Origin of the sequence: Haemophilus sp. HN_Hi08, from assembly GCF_049824455.1 — a bacterium.
In the GTDB taxonomy this organism is placed as follows: Bacteria; Pseudomonadota; Gammaproteobacteria; order Enterobacterales; family Pasteurellaceae; genus Haemophilus; species Haemophilus influenzae_D.
In genome coordinates, this window is record NZ_CP187493.1 from 1,530,436 (window position 1) to 1,551,746 (window position 21,311).

Here is a 21,311-nt window from a genome sequence, read left to right on the forward strand (position 1 = left end):
AATTTTGACCGCACTTTAAAAGGAACAAACAAATGTCAAAACAAATTAATATTCCAGATATTGGTAGCGATGAAGTTACCGTAACAGAAGTGATGGTAAATGTGGGAGATACCATTTCTGTTGATCAATCCATTATTAACGTTGAGGGCGATAAAGCTTCAATGGAAGTCCCTGCACCAGAAGCTGGTGTTGTAAAAGAAGTTTTAGTCAAAGTGGGCGATAAAGTTTCAACTGGTACTCCAATGCTTGTATTAGAAGCGGCAGGTGCTGCACCAGCAGCTGATGCACCTACTGCACCAGTGGCTGCTACCGCACCAACGGCTTCAGCTATTGTGGAAGTAAATGTGCCAGATATTGGATCTGATGAAGTCAATGTTACTGAAATTATGGTTAAAGTGGGCGATAGCGTTGAAGTTGATCAATCGATCATTAATGTTGAAGGCGATAAAGCTTCAATGGAAGTTCCTGCTCCAATCGCAGGTGTGGTAAAAGAAATTTTAATCAATGTCGGTGACAAAGTTTCAACTGGCAAATTGATTATGAAATTTGAAACAGCATCAGCTGCTCCAGTTGCTGCAACAGCACCTGCTCAAACTGCTGAGCCTGTAGCTGCTACAACATCTGCAATCAAAGATGTGAATGTGCCAGATATTGGTGGCGATGAAGTCAATGTAACCGAAATTATGGTCGCAGTTGGCGATACAATCACTGAAGAACAATCTTTAATTACCGTTGAAGGCGATAAAGCCTCAATGGAAGTTCCTGCTCCATTCGGTGGTGTGGTAAAAGAAATTCTAGTGAAATCAGGCGATAAAGTTTCAACTGGTTCATTAATTATGCGTTTTGAAGTAGCAGGCGCAGCTCCAGCAGCAACATCAGCTTCAACATCAGCATCAGCACCACAGGCAGCAGCTCCTGCACCTACTGCACAAGCACCTCAATCAAATAACAACGTATCTGGATTAAGCCAAGAACAAGTAGAAGCAAGTACAGGCTATGCACACGCAACACCTGTAATTCGTCGTTTAGCACGTGAATTTGGCGTAAACTTAGATAAAGTAAAAGGTACAGGTCGTAAAGGTCGTATCGTTAAAGAAGATATCGAAGCTTATGTGAAGACCGCAGTTAAAGCCTATGAAAGCGGTGCAACAGCCCAAGCATCAGGCAATGGCGTAGCAAACGGTGCTGGCTTAGGCTTATTACCGTGGCCAAAAGTTGATTTCAGTAAATTTGGTGAAATTGAAGAAGTTGAATTAAGTCGTATCAACAAAATTTCAGGTGCTAACTTACATCGTAACTGGGTAATAATTCCACACGTTACTCACTTCGATAAAGCAGATATCACTGATTTAGAAGCCTTCCGTAAAGAACAAAATGTATTAGCAGAAAAACAAAAACTTGGTGTAAAAATCACGCCAGTTGTGTTTATTATGAAAGCAGCGGCAAAAGCATTAGAAGCCTACCCTCGTTTCAACAGCTCAATTACCGAAGATGCACAACGTTTAATCTTGAAAAAATACATTAATATTGGTGTTGCTGTAGATACGCCAAATGGCTTAGTCGTTCCAGTATTCAAAGATGTAAACAAGAAAGGCATTATTGAACTTTCACGTGAATTAATGGAAGTGTCGAAAAAAGCACGTGAAGGCAAATTGACTGCATCAGATATGCAAGGTGGCTGTTTTACCATTTCAAGTCTTGGTGGTATTGGTACAACCCATTTTGCGCCAATCGTAAATGCGCCAGAAGTAGCTATCCTCGGTGTGTCTAAATCATCAATGGAGCCAGTATGGAACGGTAAAGAATTTGCGCCACGCTTAATTCTTCCGATGTCATTATCATTTGACCACCGTGTCATTGATGGTGCGGATGGTGCTCGTTTCATTAACTATCTTGGCTCTGTTTTAGCAGATTTACGCCGCTTAGTAATGTAATACTTAGGTGGGCTTTAAGCCCACCTATTAATGAGATCTATTAGAAATCTTTGGTGGGCTGAAGCCCACCCTACAAAGACTACAAAGACCGTAAAAGTGCGGTCAATATTTTTAACGTTTTTACGAGGTAAAAATGAGTAAAGAAATTAAAACCCAAGTCGTTGTACTTGGTGCAGGTCCTGCAGGTTATTCAGCCGCATTCCGTTGTGCGGATTTAGGATTAGAAACTGTTATTGTTGAGCGTTATTCAACCTTAGGTGGGGTGTGTTTAAACGTAGGTTGTATTCCATCTAAAGCGTTATTACACGTTGCAAAAGTAATTGAAGAAGCAAAGCATGCTAATAAAAATGGTATTTACTTTAGTGAACCACGCATTGATCTAGATGAAGTTCGTGCAGGAAAAGAAGCCGTTGTTGCTAAATTAACAGGCGGTTTAGCGGGAATGGCAAAAGCGCGTAAAGTGACTGTTGTTGAAGGTTTAGCGGCTTTTACCGATCCTCATACATTAGTTGCGCGTGATCGCGATGGAAATCCAACGACTGTTAAATTCGACAATGCCATTATTGCGGCAGGTTCTCGTCCAGTTCAATTACCCTTTATCCCACACGAAGATCCACGTATTTGGGATTCAACAGATGCGCTTAAATTAAAAGAAGTACCGAAAAAACTACTTATTATGGGCGGTGGTATCATCGGCTTAGAAATGGGTACTGTATACAATGCTTTAGGTTCTGAAGTTGAAGTTGTTGAAATGTTCGACCAAGTGATTCCTGCAGCAGATAAAGATGTTGTTGGTATTTACACTAAACAAGTTGAGAAAAAATTTAAGTTAATGCTTGAAACCAAAGTGACGGCAGTTGCAGCAAAAGATGATGGCATCTACGTTTCAATGGAAGGCAAAGCATGCAATGACACAAAACGTTATGATGCGGTTCTAGTTGCTATCGGTCGTGTGCCAAATGGTAAATTGATTGATGCAGGTAAAGCTGGCGTTGAAGTGGATGATCGTGGTTTTATTCACGTTGATAAACAAATGCGTACCAACGTGCCACATATCTACGCAATTGGGGATATTGTAGGTCAGCCAATGTTAGCACATAAAGGTGTTCACGAAGGTCACGTTGCCGCAGAAGTCATTGCGGGACAAAAACACTACTTCGATCCTAAAGTGATTCCATCCATAGCTTATACTGAACCAGAAGTGGCTTGGGTAGGTAAAACCGAGAAAGAATGTAAACAAGAAGGTTTAAACTACGAAGTCGCTAAATTCCCTTGGGCTGCATCAGGCCGTGCAATTGCCTCTGAATGTTCAGAAGGTATGACGAAGTTAATCTTTGATAAAGATACACATCGCGTACTTGGCGGTGCAATCGTAGGTTCTAATGGTGGGGAATTATTAGGCGAAATTGGTTTGGCAATTGAAATGGGTTGCGATGCAGAAGATATTGCATTAACTATCCACGCTCACCCAACTTTACACGAGTCTGTTGGTTTAGCTGCGGAAGTATTTGAAGGCTCAATCACTGACCTTCCAAATGCAAAAGCGAAGAAAAAATAATTCTTATTGAAGAATTTTTAATTCGGCTAAGATTAAAAATTCCAGCCTAAATAAAAATCCCCAATTGGGGATTTTTATTTTCCTCTCTTTCTATTTTTTTATGATAGAATGCCAGTCTAAAAACGTTTATTTTTTTACCGCACTTTTGAGCATTATTTATGACTACACAACTTGATTTAATTAAATCTTCTATCAAATCAATTCCTAACTATCCAAAAGAAGGCATTATCTTCCGCGACATTACGACCCTTTTAGAAGTTCCAGCAGCTTTTAAAGCAACAATAGATCTTATTGTGGAACAATATCGAGACAAAGGAATCACAAAAGTACTTGGAACTGAATCTCGTGGTTTTATTTTTGGCGCACCAGTAGCTTTAGCCTTAGGTTTACCTTTTGAATTAGTACGTAAACCTAAAAAATTACCACGTGAGACTATTTCGCAATCTTATCAATTAGAATATGGTCAAGATACTTTAGAAATGCACGTTGATGCAATTTCACAAGGAGATAATGTTTTAATTATTGATGATTTATTAGCAACAGGTGGCACCGTTGAAGCAACGGTAAAATTAGTGCAACGTTTAGGTGGAACTGTAAAACACGCTGCATTTGTGATTAATTTACCTGAATTAGGTGGCGAAAAACGCTTAAATAATTTGGGCGTTGATTGCTATACACTCGTCAATTTTGAAGGTCACTAATTAAGGATTCGATGAGCTACCAAGTCTTAGCCAGAAAATGGCGACCAAAAACATTTGCTGATGTCGTTGGGCAAGAACACATTATCACGGCATTAGCAAATGGATTAAAAGATAATCGACTACATCACGCCTATCTCTTTTCTGGTACGCGTGGTGTAGGAAAAACCTCTATTGCTAGATTATTCGCAAAAGGATTAAATTGTGTTCACGGCGTAACAGCAACCCCTTGTGGAGAATGTGAAAATTGTAAAGCGATCGAGCAAGGCAATTTCATTGATTTAATTGAAATTGATGCGGCATCTCGCACAAAAGTTGAAGACACGCGTGAATTATTGGATAACGTGCAATATAAACCTGTTGTGGGCAGATTTAAGGTTTACTTAATCGATGAAGTCCATATGCTATCTCGTCATTCATTTAATGCGTTGCTCAAGACTTTGGAAGAACCACCAGAATATGTAAAATTCTTACTCGCGACAACGGATCCACAAAAATTACCTGTAACTATTCTTTCGCGCTGTTTACAATTTCATCTTAAAGCATTAGATGAAACCCAAATCTCCCAGCATCTTGCCCATATTCTGACGCAAGAAAATATTCCTTTTGAAGAGCCTGCATTAGTTAAACTTGCAAAAGCGGCGCAAGGAAGTATTCGTGATAGTTTAAGTTTAACGGATCAAGCCATTGCAATGGGCGACCGACAAGTTACGAATAGTGTTGTAAGCAATATGTTAGGGTTGCTTGATGATAACTATTCTGTTGATATTTTATACGCCTTACACCAAGGCAATGGCGAACTCTTAATGAGAACACTGCAAAGAGTTGCAGATGCAGCAGGCGATTGGGATAAATTACTTGGCGAATGTGCAGAAAAATTACATCAAATTGCACTCATGCAACTTCTTCCACAAAAATCTTCAGATAACAATGAACATTTTTCATTTTTAGCCAAACATATCTCTCCAGAAGATGTTCAGTTTTTTTATCAAGTGATCATTTCTGGTAGAAAAGATTTATCAAATGCGCCAAATCGTCGTATTGGAGCAGAAATGACATTATTGAGGGCATTGGCATTCCACCCAAAGTTCCTTACGGCAGTACCAAAGGCTAACACTACAATTACTCCACCGCCATCAACGCCAAGTGCGGTTGAAAATACTGGTAATTATGTAGATGTGCCAGTACTGTCGCAAAGTATAAAATCAGCTTATTCTCAAGCAAAACCAAATAAAACGAGCATTCCAAATTTGGCAAGCCTTTCGGCTTTAGATGCGCTAGAACATTTAACACAACTCGAAAACCAAGAACGTCAAGAACACAAAGCTGAATCATTAGCTGCAGTAAGTGAAACTTTACATCATATCCAAGAACTGGACGAAGAAAAATCTCATAAAAAAATGACCGCACTTCCCGTGCGAGAAATGACTGAACCAAAGCCCAAGCACATAGAAAAGCCAACATCACCACCAAATGCCGCACAAGCTCCACAAGAAAATAGCACAGAAGAAAATTCAAGTGATGATAATGCAGAAGTGGCTCAAGATGAACAAGAAATCTTGAGTGCTGACACCTATCGTTGGGAATGGAGCAATCCAGAACTTGCTAAAGCCGATACAGGTGTTCGTCCTTCCGATATAAAACAGGCGATTTTAAAAGATATTACGCCTGAATTACGTTTAAAAATCATCACCCAAACTCAACAACAAGATGAGTGGGCAGATATAGTTGAACGTTCTGGCGTAACAGGATTTAGCAAAGAATTAGCGTTAAATTGTTTCTTACAAAGCAAAACCGATGATGAAATCAATCTTGGACTACATTCAGAAAAATCTCATTTACGCCAAGACAGAAGTATAAAAAATTTGGTTGAAGCTTTAAGTAAATTGCAAGGTAAAGATATTCGATTAACAATCAATCTTGATGATAGCAATGTCACGACGCCAATTGAATATCGCCGTAATATTTATCAAGCATTGCGGGAAAAAGCTCAAAATGAATTGCAAAAAGATAGTAAATTACAAATTCTGCTCAATGAGTTCGATGCAAAATTAGATGTAGAAAGTATTCGACCAGTTTAAAAATATTGTGTTTTCCCCTCACAATTTCCCTATCAAATTTATAAAACCATCAGAATATTTTTATTAAACTCTACCATTTTGTATGTTTTTAATCTAAAATTCGTTAATTTGTTTTTTAAGAGCCAAAAGGAGAGTGAAAATGAAACTAGTTGAAGTAAAACACCCACTTGTAAAACACAAACTAGGTGTGATGCGTGAAGCTGAGATTGATACAAAAAAATTCCGTGAACTGGCAACAGAAATTGGTAGCCTATTAACCTATGAAGCAACCTCTGATTTAGAAACTGAAAAAGTAACGATCAACAGTTGGAATGGCCCTGTAGAAATTGATCGAATTAAAGGTAAAAAAGTAACGGTTGTGCCAATTTTACGTGCAGGTTTAGGTATGATGGATGGTGTACTTGAACATGTACCAAGCGCACGTATCAGTGTAGTGGGAATCTACCGTAATGAAGAAACCCTTAAGCCAGTCCCTTATTTTCAAAAATTAGCCAGCGATTTAGAAGAACGTCTTGCAATTGTTGTCGATCCAATGCTTGCAACAGGCGGTTCTATGATTGCCACCCTCGATCTTTTAAAAGCAAAAGGTTGTAAACATATCAAAGTATTAGTATTGGTCGCTGCGCCAGAAGGAATTAAAGCTCTTGAGGCTGCGCACCCTGACATTGAACTCTACTGCGCTTCTATTGATAGCCATTTAAATGAACAAGGTTACATTATTCCGGGTCTTGGTGACGCGGGCGATAAAATTTTTGGGACAAAATAATCCCCAAAACAAGACGGCATTTAAGCCGTCTTTTTTCCGTGCGTGAAACACAAGAAAAACTGACCGCACTTTTAAGTTAATTCAAACAGAGAGTTGAAACTAAATGACAAACCAAACTTCTTCTTTTCCTTCGGAAAATCAAAGCAAATTAAAACAATCTTTCGTTGGCCTACAAATGCTCTTCGTCGCATTTGGTGCGCTTGTTCTTGTACCATTAATTACAGGCCTTGATTCCAATACGGCATTATTAACAGCAGGCGTTGGCACTCTACTTTTCCAATTTTGTACAGGCAAACAAGTGCCTATTTTCTTGGCATCATCTTTTGCCTTTATCGCGCCCATTCAATATGGTGTTCAAACTTGGGGTATTGCGACTACGATGGGCGGTTTAGCGTTTACTGGGCTTGTTTATTTCGCCTTGAGTACGTTAGTAAAATTACGGGGAGCAGAAGCACTACAACGTTTTTTCCCACCAGTGGTTGTTGGGCCAGTAATTATTATCATTGGCATGGGGCTTGCACCTATTGCGGTGGATATGTCCTTAGGCAAAAACAGTGCTTATGCGTATAACGACGCAGTATTAGTTTCAATGGTAACGCTTCTTACCACTTTATCTGTGGCTGTATTTGCCAAAGGATTGATGAAACTTATTCCAATAATGTTCGGTATTACCGTAGGCTATATTTTGTGTTTGTTTCTGGGTTTAATTAATTTCCAACCAGTGATTGATGCACCTTGGTTCAGTTTGCCAAAATTAACGACACCTGAATTTAACCTAGAAGCCATTCTTTATATGTTACCAATTGCTATTGCCCCAGCAGTAGAACACGTGGGCGGCATTATGGCGATTAGCTCTGTGACAGGTAAAGATTTTCTAAAAAAACCAGGATTACACCGCACTTTATTAGGCGATGGCGTCGCTACTGCTGCAGCTTCTTTAGTGGGCGGTCCGCCTAATACGACTTATGCGGAAGTTACTGGTGCTGTGATGCTAACACGCAACTTTAACCCAAATATTATGACTTGGGCTGCTGTTTGGGCTATTGCGATTTCATTCTGTGGAAAAGTAGGCGCATTCCTATCAACCATTCCAACGATTGTAATGGGTGGAATTATGATGCTTGTTTTCGGTTCAATCGCAGTCGTGGGCATTAGCACCTTAATTCGTGGCAAAGTTGATGTTACCGAAGCGCGTAATCTATGTATTATTTCTGTTGTAATGACATTTGGTATCGGCAATATGTTTGTAGATGTGGGTAACGTATCACTAAAAGGTATCAGCTTATGTGCGATTGTTGCTATCATCTTAAACCTTGTTTTACCGAAAGCAAAAAATGAAGTAGAATAATCCTCATTTCAAAGGGTTAAATTATCATTTAGCCCTTTCTTACTTAATCTGTAATACATAAACATTTGAATAAGCAGCTTCCCTTACCCATTCATCAAATTGATGATGCCACATTAGAAAACTTTTACGGCGATAATAATCTTTTATTGCTCGATTCTTTACGCAAAAATTCATCTGATTTAAAACAACCGTTTTTCTACATTTGGGGAGATAAAGGCTCTGGTAAAACCCATTTACTTAGAGCATTCAGTAACGAATATTTAATCAATCAACGTACTGCTATTTATGTACCCCTTAGCAAATCTCAATATTTTTCTACCGCAGTTCTTGAAAATTTAGAACAGCAAGAATTGGTATGCTTAGATGATTTACAAAGCGTCATAGGAAATGATGAATGGGAATTAGCTATTTTTGATCTATTCAATCGAATTAAAGCAAGCGGAAAAACGCTGTTACTAATTAGTGCAGATAAATCTCCCTCCGCACTTTCTGTAAAATTACCTGATTTAAACTCTCGCTTGACTTGGGGGGAAATTTATCAATTAAATTCATTAACAGATGAACAAAAAGTCGAAGTACTACAGCATACAGCTTACCAACGAGGATTCCAATTATCTGACGAAACTGCAAATTTTTTAATTACACGACTAGCACGAGATATGCATACTTTATTTGAAGCACTTGATCTACTAGATAAAGCATCATTGCAAGCACAACGAAATCTCACAATTCCTTTCGTCAAAGAAATTTTAAACCTATAACAAAAAAGGCACTAATGTGCCTTTTTAATCATCCACCTGATAATTTAACTTTAAACCCTTTTTGCTCTAATAATTGCTTGAGCAAATCTCGTTTTTCCCCTTGAATTTCAATAATACCATTTTTAACTGATCCGCCACATCCACAACGTTTCTTTAATTCTACAGCTAATTTTTTCAAATCCTCGTCAGATAAATCTAAACCAGTTATAACCGATACGCCAGCACCTTTCCTACCACTTGTTTGTTTTTGGATACGTACAACACCGTCTCCTTTTGGGCGAACTACAGAAGCCTTTTCCTCTTTAATTCGCCCCACATCTGTTGAATACACTAAAACAGAATCTGACATTATGATTACCCAATAGATACATTAATAGAACGGAGAACCTCCGCAGGATTATCCGCTTGAGTTATTGGGCGTCCAATAACTAAATAATCTGAACCTGCACGAATTGCTGCAGTAGGCGTCATCACACGTCGTTGATCGCCAAAATCAGTTCCTATTGGACGAATCCCCGGTGTAACTAATTTAAACTCTTTACCACAAGTATTACGTAAAATTTCAACTTCTTGAGGGGAACAGACTACACCATCTAAACCCGCCCGTTGGGTTAAATGAGCTAAGCGTAAAACTTGTTCCATTGGCGATGCATTAATCCCAATTTGTAATAAATCCAAATCTTCCATACTGGTTAATACCGTCACGGCAATAAGCAATGGTGCATCTTTCCCATAAGGTTCAAGAATTTTCTTCGCCTCTTCCATCATACGCAAACCACCACTTGCGTGTAAATCCACCATCCATACGCCTAAATCAGCAGCAGAACGAACTGCTCTTGCTACCGTATTTGGAATATCGTGATATTTAAGATCCAAAAAAACATCAAAGTTACGTTGATGTAATTGTTTTACAAAATTAATACCAAGTGTAGTAAACATTTCTTTACCCACTTTTAATCGACACAAACTTGGATCAATTTGATCAACTAAAGCAAGAGCCTCTGCTTCTTTCTCATAATCCAATGCCACAATAATTTTGCTTGTCATAATGTTACCTCACTGAGTATCAATTAATTATGTTCTTGATTTGAAACCGGTTTAATACTTTCCCATTGACGGCAAGATGGGCAATTCCACAATAGCTTATGAATTTGATAACCACAATTTGCACAACGATAAGGCGATGTTTGCTTAATCCTTTCGCCAACCATTTTATGTAATAAAATTAAGCTTTCTTTTCCCCGCCCGTCTTCTGCATCATCAATTTGATACTGCATAAAACGATGGAAAATTAAAGTACTTGGATTTTTTGTAAGTTGTTGATAAAGCTTAGCTTGCGCAGCAGACTTACCATCTTTTTCTTCAATTAATTTGACTAGAGCTAGTTCTACTTCATCATTATTAATAATTTGACCTGCACGAATTAAAAATAACTCAAAATTATCTAACTGATTTAATTCTTCGTAACAATGTTTTAAAGGTGACAAAATTTCACCCGTATAATCTGGATTTTGCTCCAAAACTTTTTCTAGTATTTTTGCTGCTTGTTGATATTGACCGTCAAGCATTGCTAAATTTGCAAGTAATAAAGAAGCACGAACACAAGTCGGAGAAACCGACAAAGCTTTTTGTAAAACACTGCGTTTTTCAACCGCACTTTCAGGCTCTAAACTTTGTGAATATTCACAATAACATTGCGCAAGTTCAATATTATTCTCTTGTGGCTTTATTTTAGCGAGTTTTTCAGCAATATTGACTGCTTTTTTCCATTCTTTTGTTTTTTGATAAATCACTAAAAGTTGCTGTAAAGCATTTTCTGCAAATTCAGGTTCATCTACTAGTAAAATATAAAGATTCTCAGCTCGGTCAAAAAAACCAACCACCATAAAATCTCGAGCAAGCTGTTGTTTTGCAAGTAATTTTTGTTCAAAAGTATAATTAGGACTAAGATCTAAAGCTTGATGAATACGCAATGCACGATCAACTTCGCCTCGAGAACGAAACAGATTGCCAAGTGTAAGCTCGGCTTCAAATTGGGAGTGGCTTTCGATTTCATTTTCGATTTCTTGCTTTTGCAACATATCTAAAAACAAATCTACAGCTTTATCAGTTTGATTAGAAAGTAAAAAATTCACTCCCGTAACATAATCTCGGGAGAGTTTATTACTTATGTCATCTTGATCTTTCTTCGCACTACGCCGCCCCATATACCAGCCATAGGCAGCAGCAATAGGCAATAATAGAAAGAGTAATTCTATCATTAAGCGACCTTATCGCGCGTAGTCGTCAATTCATTGATTTGTAAAGTCTGACGTTTCACTTGACGAGCTAATGCCATATTTTTTAATTTTAACTTAATATAGAAAAAAGCAGTAATTAACCAACCAAGAATTAAACCTAACCCAAATAAAATAGCAACGAGGCTTGAAAGCTGAAACTGACTTTCTGCCACAATATAATTAAATGTAATAATCTGATCGTTATTCGCACCAATGGTAATTGCAACTAACACAATAGCAATAAAGATCACAATGCCTAAAATATATTTAATCATTTCATTTCCTTTAAAATATTTGTAACCCAAAATAAACTTTTTAATCAAAAATATTTTAATTAAATTTTAATCAATTAAGCCTGAACATCCACTCGAGCTTTTAATTCTTTACCCGCTTTAAAATATGGAACAGACTTAGCTGATAAGTTTACTGAATCGCCTGTTTTCGGATTTCTTCCCAAACGTGGTTGCCGATGATGTAAAGAAAAGCTACCAAAACCTCGAATTTCAACACGATCACCATTTTCAAGAGATTGAGAAATAAACTCTAAAATATCTTTTACCATATTTTCAATTTCTTTTGCAGGTAAAGTCGGCTGTTTTGCTAACAATTTTTCTATAAGTTCTGACTTAGTCATCGTCTATGCTTCCTTAATATTATTTAAATTAAGATCTATTGATAATAAATTACACAAATATATTAGCAATAACTCCTAACAAATAAGGCTGGACATCAGCCCAGCCTTATTACGTGAATTAATTATTCACCTTTAGCTGCTTTAAATGCTTCAGCCATTGCATTTGGAATAACAATATCTTCTTGTTTGTTATTTACACTTGCAACTGCCGCAGCTTCTTCAGCTTGATCTTTTGCTTTCACTGATAAGTGAACAATACGAGATTTACGATCTACCCCAGTATATTTCGCTTCAACAACATCGCCAACAGCTACTTCATTTGTTAAATCAGCAGAACGGATATAACCTTCAACACCACCTGCTAATTCAACTTTAGCACCTTTAGCATCTGCTTCAACAACAGTTGCAGATACTACCGCACCTTTTTTGTTGATTGCGACGAAGTTATTGAATGGATCTTCTTCAAGTTGTTTAATACCTAAAGAGATACGTTCTTTTACTGCATCAACAGCTAATACAACAGCTGACACTTCGTCACCTTTTTTGTATTGACGAACAGCTTCTTCGCCTGAAATACTCCAAGAAATATCAGATAAGTGAACTAAACCATCGATACCACCTTCAAGACCGATGAAGATACCGAAATCAGTGATAGACTTGATTTTACCCGTTACTTTATCGCCTTTGTTGTGAGTATCAGCAAATTGAGTCCAAGGGTTAGCTTTACATTGTTTTAAGCCTAAAGAAATACGACGACGTTCTTCATCAATTTCTAATACCATTACTTCTACAGTATCGCCTAAGCTAACCACTTTAGATGGGTGGATATTTTTATTAGTCCAATCCATTTCAGAAACGTGAACTAAACCTTCAACGCCATCTAAGATTTCAACGAAACAGCCATAGTCAGTCAAGTTAGTTACTTTACCTGTTAATTTGCTGTTTACTGGATGATTTTCAGCAATTGCTGCCCATGGATCTTGACCTAATTGTTTTAAGCCTAAAGATACGCGAGTACGATCTTTATCGAATTTTAATACTTTAACAGTTACTTCATCGCCAACATTTACGATTTCACTTGGGTGTTTAACACGTTTCCAAGCCATATCTGTGATGTGTAATAAACCATCAACACCGCCTAAATCAACGAATGCACCGTACTCAGTTAAGTTTTTAACGATACCTTTAACTTCTGAACCTTCAACAAGATTTTCTAATACTTGTTCACGTTCTTGGCTGTTTTCAGATTCAATTACTGCACGACGAGAAACAACAACGTTGTTACGTTTTTGATCTAATTTGATTACTTTGAATTCTAATTCTTTACCAAGTAAGTGATCTGCTTCACGCGCTGGACGAGTATCAACTAAAGAACCTGGTAAGAATGCACGAACACCGTTTAACTCAACTGTGAAGCCACCTTTCACTTTGCCGTTGATTAAACCGATAACGGTCGCTTTTTCTTCGTAAGCTTTTTCTAATTCAATCCAAGATTCGTGACGAACAGCTTTCTCACGAGAAAGTTTAGTTTCGCCGAAACCATCTTCAACTGCATCTAAAGCAACATTTACAGTATCGCCAACTTGGATTTCAAGTTCGCCTTGTGCATTTAAAAATTCAGCAACTGGAATTGCAGACTCAGATTTTAAACCTGCATCAACAAGCACAAAGCCTTTTTGGATAGCTACTACAGTACCGCCAACGATTGAACCTTGACGAGTTTCAAGGCCTTTTAATGATTCTTCAAAAAGTTGAGCAAAAGATTCTGACATATAAATAATCTTCTTAATTTAAGTTAATAACATCCACATTAAAATCCATAAAATGCGGGGTTGAGGATAAATGCTTATTCTTCCTTGAACAAACAGTTAAATCTAAACTGATACCTTTTCTTGAATATAAGCTAACGCCTTATCGATCACTTCATCGATACTCAAGGCTGTGCTATCCAATAATAAAGCATCATCTGCTGGTTTTAGCGGCGCAACTTCACGATTTCTATCACGAAGATCACGCTCTTTTATCTCGGCTAAAATCTGTGCAAAGTTACCATTTATTCCTTTATTTTGCAACTGTTTATAGCGTCTTTTTGCACGTTCTTCAGCACTTGCATCTAAAAATAATTTTACTTGTGCATTTGGGAATACAACTGTTCCCATATCTCTACCATCCGCAATTAATCCATCATTTTTCGCAAAATCTTGCTGAAGTTGTAATAAAGCTGACCGCACTTTTTGAAAGACTGCTACTTTTGACGCAGCATCTGCCACTTCTTGCGTGCGAATTAAACGGCTCACATCCATTCCTGCAAGCAAAATGTTTACCTCGCCATTTTGAGGAATAAATTGAATATCTAAATGACGTGCTAATTCTGCTAAATCTGTTTCATTTGCTAGATCAGTTTTACGTTGCAACGCTGCCAATGCAGTAACGCGATAAATCGCCCCACTATCCAACAGTGCATAGCCCAACTTTTCAGCCAACGCGTAACAAAGCGTCCCTTTCCCAGCACCACTAGGCCCATCAACAGTAATAATCATTCCCATACAAATTATCCTTTCATTATCAAAATTTTGCGCATTATAGAGACAATTGCCCCTCATTACCATCCTAGAGATTATTACTAGCTTTTCAAACTTGTTCTAAAGACTTTTCTACATTACAATAAAAAACGTAGCTATCAATACAAATAATCAAATAATGAGGACAAAGAAATGGCTGAAAATCGTTATGAACTAAATAAAAACTTAGCACAGATGCTCAAAGGTGGAGTTATCATGGATGTTCAAAACCCTGAGCAAGCTCGCATTGCAGAAGCTGCTGGTGCAGCTGCAGTGATGGCTTTGGAACGAATTCCTGCAGATATTCGTGCTGTTGGAGGTGTCTCTCGCATGAGCGATCCTAAGATGATCAAGGAAATCCAAGGAGCAGTTAGCATTCCAGTTATGGCAAAAGTTAGAATTGGACATTTCGTTGAAGCTCAGATTTTGGAAGCTATTGAAATTGACTATATCGATGAAAGTGAAGTGCTTTCTCCAGCTGACAACCGTTTCCATGTGGACAAGAAAGAATTCCAAGTACCTTTTGTATGTGGTGCCAAGGATTTGGGCGAGGCCTTGCGTCGTATCGCTGAAGGGGCTTCAATGATTCGTACAAAAGGAGAACCAGGAACAGGAGATATCGTCCAAGCTGTTCGCCATATGCGCATGATGAATCAAGAAATTCGTCGCATTCAAAATTTACGTGAGGACGAACTCTATGTTGCTGCCAAAGATTTACAAGTTCCTGTAGAATTGGTTCAATACGTCCATAACCATGGGAAATTGCCAGTTGTCAACTTCGCAGCTGGAGGAATTGCAACTCCAGCAGATGCAGCCTTGATGATGCAACTTGGCGCAGAGGGAGTCTTTGTTGGTTCAGGTATTTTTAAGTCAGGAGATCCTATAAAACGTGCGAGCGCTATTGTCAAAGCTGTAACTAACTATCGAAATCCACAAATCCTAGCACAAATCTCCGAAGATTTAGGTGAAGCCATGGTTGGTATCAATGAAAATGAAATCCAAATTCTCATGGCCGAGCGAGGAAAATAAATGAAAATCGGAATATTAGCTCTACAAGGTGCCTTTGCGGAACATGCACGAATGCTAGAAAAATTAGGAATTGAAAGTGTCGAACTGAGAAATTTAAAAAATTTTCAACAATATTACAGTGATTTATCAGGTTTGATTCTGCCTGGCGGTGAGTCAACCGCCATAGGAAAACTTTTAAGAGAGCTGCATATGCTGGAACCGATGAAACAAGCTATCTCTTCTGGCTTTCCTGTCTTTGGAACTTGTGCTGGTTTGATTCTGTTGGCTAAAGAGATTACTTCTCAGAAAGAGAGTCATTTTGGAACGATGGACATTGTAGTTGAGAGGAATGCCTATGGACGCCAATTAGGAAGTTTCTATACAGAAGCAGATTGCAAAGGGGTTGGTAAAATTCCTATGACTTTTATCAGAGGACCTGTTATCAGTAGTGTTGGTAAAAAAGTCAATATTCTTGCAACGGTAAATAATAAAATCGTTGCAGCTCAAGAAAAGAATATGCTGGTAACATCATTTCATCCTGAATTAACAAATAACATGAGTTTGCATAAGTACTTTATTGATATATGTAAAGTAACAAGTTGAGAAAATATTTTCTCAATTTGTTACTTGGATAGTATTGAAATTATCTCTGCCACTCTACACCTTTCTCCAAGTCTCGGATAGTTTCTCCTTGTTTTGATTATTACCACTATTCCTTGGCTTATTCAGCACGTATATTTTTATCTATCCATCTAATCAATATTTCATTTTATTCTATTAATTATCGGATAAATAAAAATTAGTAATAAAAATGTAAAAAATGAAAACAAAATGTTAAATTTTATGAGATATTGATCACATTTTCTTAAAATAGGTATATGATTTTTTTATATAAATCCATAAAATCATCACATCTTTTACTCTAACTTTGAGGATATTTTATGCTGTCTTTTATTCTAAGTATTTTTCCTATCGTTTTACTGATTTATCTTATGGTAAAAAGAAACGCGCTACCTTCTTATGTTGCCTTACCTTGGATTGCGACATTAGTTATGGGCGTTCATCTTTTACACTTTAATACAGATATTGTCACTATTAGTGCAAATGTTGTTTCTGCAATTGTTGCGGTACAAACTCCTATTACAGTAATTTTTGGTGCGATTCTCTTTAACCGTTTCTCTGAAATTTCAGGCGCAACAAATATTATGCGAAAATGGTTAGGAAATATTAATCCAAATCCCGTTGCACAATTAATGATTATTGGTTGGGCGTTTGCCTTTATGATCGAAGGTGCAAGTGGTTTTGGTACACCAGCGGCAATTGCTGCACCTATTTTAGTGGGATTAGGTTTTCATCCATTAAAAGTGGCGATGTTGGCACTGATTATGAACTCAGTTCCCGTATCCTTTGGTGCGGTAGGTACACCAACTTGGTTTGGTTTTGGTGCTTTAAAATTATCAGAAAATATGATTTTAGAAATTGGGTCTATTACAGCATTTATACACTCCGTTGCTGCACTTCTTATCCCATTATTAGCACTTCGTATCTTAGTAAGTTGGGATGATATTCGTAAAAACATCGTATTTATCTATATTAGCGTACTGGGTTGCGTAGTACCTTATTTCTTGATTGCTCAAGTCAATTACGAATTTCCATCACTCGTTGGGGGGGCAATCGGCTTATTTATCTCTGTATGGGCTGCTAATCGCAATATTGGTTTAGCAAAAGTAACAAATACCCTTGATAATAATGCGGTAAGTACGGGAGAAGTAGTTAAAGCATTATTCCCTACAGGTTTACTTATTGCATTTTTAATTGTGACTCGTATTCATCAATTACCATTCAAAGCAATGATGAATGACGCAACTATTTGGTTCTCAACCACATTAGGTTCGTTAGGATTATTTGAAATTAGTAAAGGTTTAATCTTTAGCTTAAAAAATATTTTTGGCTCAAATGTTTCATCAAGCTATAAACTTCTTTACGTACCCGCATTGATTCCATTTGTCATTACAGTGCTAATTGCGATTCCTTTCTTTAAAATTTCCAGTTCAAATGTTAAACAGATTTTTGTATCAAGTTTACAACAATCTAAAAATCCATTTATTGCCTTAGTTGGTGCCTTAGTGATGGTAAACCTAATGTTAGTGGGTGGCGAACATTCTATGGTAAAAATTATTGGTCGAACTTTTGCTGAAATTTCTGGTAGTAACTGGACTATTTTCTCCTCTTTCTTAGGTGCGATTGGATCGTTTTTCTCAGGTTCAAATACCGTATCCAACCTAACATTTGGTAGTGTTCAACTTTCTACCGCAGAAACAACTGGCATTTCTGTCGCACTTGTTCTTGCTTTACAATCTGTCGGTGGGGCAATGGGAAATATGGTATGTATCAATAACATTGTAGCGGTAAGTTCTGTGTTAAATATTTCAAACCAAGAAGGCACAATTATTAAGAAAACCATTATACCTATGATCGTTTACGGTATTATTGCCGCACTTGGCGCGCTGTTCTTAGTACCTTTATTTTATAATCTATAAAATTTACGCCAAAAATGACCGCACTTTTGCGGTCATTTCCTATTTTTCTCTTTTATATTTCTACTATCAAAACTAACCTTTAACCCATTAAAGTGCGGTTGATTTTGCGAATAAATTTCTCCATTTCGCAAAAACCAAACTTTCTTTTTCTTTATCTTCTCAACATATTTCCTCTCTAAAAATTAATTTTTTTCATTATTTTTAGGTATTTTCATTAAATCATTCCTTGAAATCCCTCTTATAAAATGGATAATCGTAATCCTTCTCAAAAATAAATAGGAACTATAATGAAGAAAGCTATAAAATTAAATTTAATTACACTTAGCCTAATCAATACAATCGGTATGACGATTACACAAGCTCAAGCCGAAGAAACATTAGGACAAATTGATGTCGTAGAAAAAGTGATATCAAATGATAAAAAACCTTTCACTGAAGCCAAAGCCAAAAGTACCCGTGAAAATGTCTTTAAGGAAACCCAAACCATTGACCAAGTCATTCGGAGCATTCCTGGAGCATTTACTCAGCAAGATAAAGGCTCGGGTGTGGTTTCTGTAAATATTCGTGGCGAAAATGGATTAGGTCGTGTCAATACGATGGTTGATGGTGTAACACAGACTTTCTATTCTACAGCCTTAGACTCTGGTCAATCAGGCGGAAGTTCTCAATTTGGTGCGGCAATCGATCCTAATTTTATTGCAGGTGTAGATGTTAATAAAAGCAACTTTTCAGGATCAAGCGGTATAAATGCGTTAGCAGGCAGTGCTAATTTTAGAACATTAGGCGTTAATGATGTTATTACCGATGACAAACCATTTGGCATTATTCTGAAAGGAATGACAGGAAGTAATGCTACTAAATCCAATTTTATGACAATGGCTGCAGGCAGAAAATGGCTTGATAACGGTGGCTATGTAGGCGTGGTATATGGTTATAGCCAACGTGAAGTTTCACAAGATTATCGTATCGGTGGCGGAGAACGATTAGCATCATTAGGGCAGGATATTCTCGCGAAAGAAAAAGAAGCTTATTTTCGTAATGCGGGTTATATTTTAAATCATGCAGGGCAATGGGCACCTGATTTAAACAAAAATCATTGGTCTTGTAATGCCTCCTCTCCAAAATTTCATGGAAGTACAGAAAAAACAAAAACCTCTAATCCTTTAACGGGAGACACAGAAGAAATATGGACCGAGTCAAATTGTATTACTCATATTAAAAAAAACGGTGAAAACGAGATCAAGCAAAATATTTATAAAAATCAGGATAGAAAAAAAATTCTCGAAGAATTAGAACAACACAAAAACCCAGAAAAGATACCAAAATTACAAGAAGACATAAAAGAAACTGATGAAAGCTTTGAACGTAATAAAGATCAATATAGCGTCGCCCCTATTGAACCGGGTAGTTTGCAATCACGCTCCCGTAGCCATTTGTTAAAATTTGAATATGGCGATGATCACCAAAATTTAGGAGCGCAAATACGTACATTGGATAATAAAATTGGTTCTCGCAAAATTGAAAACCGTAATTACCAAGTCAATTATAACTTCAATAATAACAACTATCTCGATCTTAATTTAATGGCTGCACATAACATTGGTAAAACCATTTATCCTAAAGGTGGTTTTTTTGCTGGCTGGCAAGTGGCAGATAAACTTATTACCAAAAATGTCGCAAATATTGTTGATATAAACAACAGCCATACTTTCTTGTTGCCAAAAGAAATCGATTTAAAAACCACATTAGGTTTTAACTATTTTACCAATGAATACAGTAAAAACCGTTTTCCAGAAGAATTAAGTTTGTTTTATAACGATGCTTCACATGATCGAGGTAACTACAGTAATTTAGGACGACTTAAAGGTGCCCAAGGTTTACTACCCCAACGTTCAGTGATTTTACAACCTTCTGGCAAGCAAAAATTTAAAACGGTCTATTTTGATACCGCACTTTCTAAAGGCATTTATCATTTAAATTACAGCGTGAATTTTATCCATTATGCGTTTAATGGTGAGTATGTTGGATATGAAACTACAGCGGAACCGATTTTGCATAAATCAGGGCATAAAAAGGCATTCAATCACTCTGCTACATTAAGTGCGGAACTAAGCGATTATTTTATGCCATTTTTCACTTATTCACGCACACACAGAATGCCGAATATTCAAGAGATGTTTTTCTCTCAAGTGTCTGATGCAGGGGTAAACACGGCATTAAAACCTGAACAATCTGACACCTATCAACTAGGCTTTAATACTTATAAGAAAGGTCTATTCACTCAAGACGATGTGCTAGGTATCAAATTAGTGGGTTATCGTAGCTTTATTAAAAACTATATCCATAATGTTTACGGTGTTTGGTGGAGAAATGGTAAGGTACCTGATTGGGCAGCCACGAATGGTTTTCGCTTTAATATCGCACATCAAAATTATCAACCTATCGTGAAAAAAAGCGGTGCCGAGTTAGAGTTAAATTATGATATGGGGCGTTTTTTTGCGAATGTCTCTTACGCTTATCAACGTACTAATCAGCCAACCAATTATGCCGATGCCAGCCCACGTCCGAATAATGCTTCAAAAGAAGATATTTTGAAACAAGGTTATGGCTTATCTCGTGTTTCAATGCTACCAAAAGACTACGGCAGATTAGAGCTTGGTACACGTTGGTTTGATAAAAAATTAACTTTGGGTATGGCAGCTCGTTATTATGGAAAAAGTAAACGTGCGACAATTGAAGAAGAATATATCAATGGCTCTCGCTATGAAAACTATACTGCGGGCGACAGAACTTACTATGCCGTGAAAAAAACAGAAGAGATTAAAAAACAACCGATTATTTTAGATTTACACGTCAGCTATGAACCAATCAAAGATTTGATTATTAAAGCGGAAGTACAAAATCTATTAGATAAACGTTATGTTGATCCGTTAGATGCTGGAAATGATGCGGCTTCGCAAAGATATTATTCAAGCTTAAATGATTCAATTTGTAGTAAAGGTAATACTTGTGAAGATGGAGGAAAAGATAAAACTGTGCTTTATAACTTTGCACGTGGAAGAACTTATATTCTGAGTTTGAACTATAAATTCTAGAGAGTTCATATAAAAGGCATAGCTAATAAGCTATGCCTTTTCAATAAT

18 protein-coding genes are annotated in these 21,311 nt (G+C 37.2%); 11 read left to right on the forward strand and 7 right to left on the reverse strand.

The window, feature by feature from the left end; genetic code table 11:
• Positions 1 to 32: 32 nt before the first annotated feature.
• From aceF to hda, 7 genes are all read left to right on the forward strand, one after another.
• Positions 33 to 1,934, forward strand: coding sequence for a pyruvate dehydrogenase complex dihydrolipoyllysine-residue acetyltransferase (aceF, locus tag ACPT8O_RS07465; protein WP_021035033.1), 1,902 nt, complete (start codon positions 33 to 35; stop codon positions 1,932 to 1,934).
• Positions 1,935 to 2,067: 133 nt separating this feature from the next.
• Positions 2,068 to 3,492 carry a dihydrolipoyl dehydrogenase gene (gene lpdA / locus ACPT8O_RS07470; protein WP_021035032.1) on the forward strand — a complete coding sequence of 475 codons (1,425 nt, stop codon included), beginning with the start codon at positions 2,068 to 2,070 and terminating at the stop codon, positions 3,490 to 3,492.
• A 158-nt stretch (positions 3,493 to 3,650) separates the two neighbouring features.
• Positions 3,651 to 4,193 (forward strand): adenine phosphoribosyltransferase, encoded by a 543-nt coding sequence (gene apt / locus ACPT8O_RS07475; RefSeq protein ID WP_005657614.1) that lies wholly within the window; start codon positions 3,651 to 3,653, stop codon positions 4,191 to 4,193.
• Positions 4,194 to 4,204: 11 nt separating this feature from the next.
• On the forward strand, positions 4,205 to 6,271 hold the full coding sequence (dnaX, locus tag ACPT8O_RS07480) for a DNA polymerase III subunit gamma/tau (protein WP_021035031.1): 2,067 nt from the start codon (positions 4,205 to 4,207) through the stop codon (positions 6,269 to 6,271).
• A 139-nt stretch (positions 6,272 to 6,410) separates the two neighbouring features.
• On the forward strand, positions 6,411 to 7,037 hold the full coding sequence (gene upp, locus ACPT8O_RS07485; protein ID WP_005657618.1) for a uracil phosphoribosyltransferase: 627 nt from the start codon (positions 6,411 to 6,413) through the stop codon (positions 7,035 to 7,037).
• Positions 7,038 to 7,140: 103 nt separating this feature from the next.
• Positions 7,141 to 8,385 carry a nucleobase:cation symporter-2 family protein gene (locus ACPT8O_RS07490; RefSeq protein WP_021035030.1) on the forward strand — a complete coding sequence of 415 codons (1,245 nt, stop codon included), beginning with the start codon at positions 7,141 to 7,143 and terminating at the stop codon, positions 8,383 to 8,385.
• Positions 8,386 to 8,450: 65 nt separating this feature from the next.
• On the forward strand, positions 8,451 to 9,146 hold the full coding sequence (hda, locus tag ACPT8O_RS07495) for a DnaA regulatory inactivator Hda (protein ID WP_005689548.1): 696 nt from the start codon (positions 8,451 to 8,453) through the stop codon (positions 9,144 to 9,146).
• 28 nt (positions 9,147 to 9,174) lie between these two features.
• On the opposite strand, the gene yciH is transcribed toward hda, so the two are convergent.
• The 7 genes from yciH to cmk form a co-directional block, all read right to left on the reverse strand.
• A complete protein-coding gene (gene yciH, locus ACPT8O_RS07500; RefSeq protein ID WP_005657626.1) occupies positions 9,175 to 9,495 on the reverse strand; it encodes a stress response translation initiation inhibitor YciH in 321 nt (106 codons plus the stop codon).
• A 5-nt stretch (positions 9,496 to 9,500) separates the two neighbouring features.
• Positions 9,501 to 10,193, reverse strand: a complete 693-nt coding sequence (gene pyrF / locus ACPT8O_RS07505) for an orotidine-5'-phosphate decarboxylase (protein WP_005657628.1) — start codon at positions 10,191 to 10,193, stop codon at positions 9,501 to 9,503.
• Positions 10,194 to 10,216: 23 nt separating this feature from the next.
• Positions 10,217 to 11,407, reverse strand: coding sequence for a lipopolysaccharide assembly protein LapB (gene lapB, locus ACPT8O_RS07510; RefSeq protein WP_021035029.1), 1,191 nt, complete (start codon positions 11,405 to 11,407; stop codon positions 10,217 to 10,219).
• Positions 11,407 to 11,700, reverse strand: coding sequence for a LapA family protein (locus ACPT8O_RS07515; RefSeq protein WP_005652934.1), 294 nt, complete (start codon positions 11,698 to 11,700; stop codon positions 11,407 to 11,409). Before ACPT8O_RS07515 ends, lapB begins: the two co-directional genes overlap by 1 nt.
• A 74-nt stretch (positions 11,701 to 11,774) precedes the next feature.
• Positions 11,775 to 12,059: an integration host factor subunit beta gene (locus ACPT8O_RS07520; RefSeq protein ID WP_005652932.1), complete on the reverse strand. Its 285-nt coding sequence runs from the start codon at positions 12,057 to 12,059 to the stop codon at positions 11,775 to 11,777.
• Between the two features lie 122 nt (positions 12,060 to 12,181).
• Positions 12,182 to 13,831, reverse strand: coding sequence for a 30S ribosomal protein S1 (gene rpsA / locus ACPT8O_RS07525; protein ID WP_005667223.1), 1,650 nt, complete (start codon positions 13,829 to 13,831; stop codon positions 12,182 to 12,184).
• Positions 13,832 to 13,933: 102 nt separating this feature from the next.
• A complete protein-coding gene (cmk, locus tag ACPT8O_RS07530; RefSeq protein WP_021035027.1) occupies positions 13,934 to 14,605 on the reverse strand; it encodes a (d)CMP kinase in 672 nt (223 codons plus the stop codon).
• A 168-nt stretch (positions 14,606 to 14,773) separates the two neighbouring features.
• Between cmk and pdxS the strand changes: the two genes are divergently transcribed.
• The 4 genes from pdxS to ACPT8O_RS07550 all read left to right on the forward strand — a co-directional run bounded on the left by pdxS (position 14,774) and on the right by ACPT8O_RS07550 (position 21,263).
• Entirely contained in the window at positions 14,774 to 15,649 is an 876-nt protein-coding gene (pdxS, locus tag ACPT8O_RS07535; protein ID WP_005667219.1) for a pyridoxal 5'-phosphate synthase lyase subunit PdxS, read from the forward strand.
• The gene (pdxT, locus tag ACPT8O_RS07540; protein ID WP_021035026.1) at positions 15,650 to 16,231 is read left to right on the forward strand and encodes a pyridoxal 5'-phosphate synthase glutaminase subunit PdxT; all 582 of its coding nucleotides are present in this window, start codon (positions 15,650 to 15,652) and stop codon (positions 16,229 to 16,231) included.
• Between the two features lie 338 nt (positions 16,232 to 16,569).
• Positions 16,570 to 18,168, forward strand: a complete 1,599-nt coding sequence (locus ACPT8O_RS07545) for a lactate permease LctP family transporter (RefSeq protein ID WP_080228109.1) — start codon at positions 16,570 to 16,572, stop codon at positions 18,166 to 18,168.
• Positions 18,169 to 18,455: 287 nt separating this feature from the next.
• On the forward strand, positions 18,456 to 21,263 hold the full coding sequence (locus ACPT8O_RS07550; RefSeq protein ID WP_425613299.1) for a TonB-dependent receptor domain-containing protein: 2,808 nt from the start codon (positions 18,456 to 18,458) through the stop codon (positions 21,261 to 21,263).
• Positions 21,264 to 21,311: the final 48 nt, after the last annotated feature.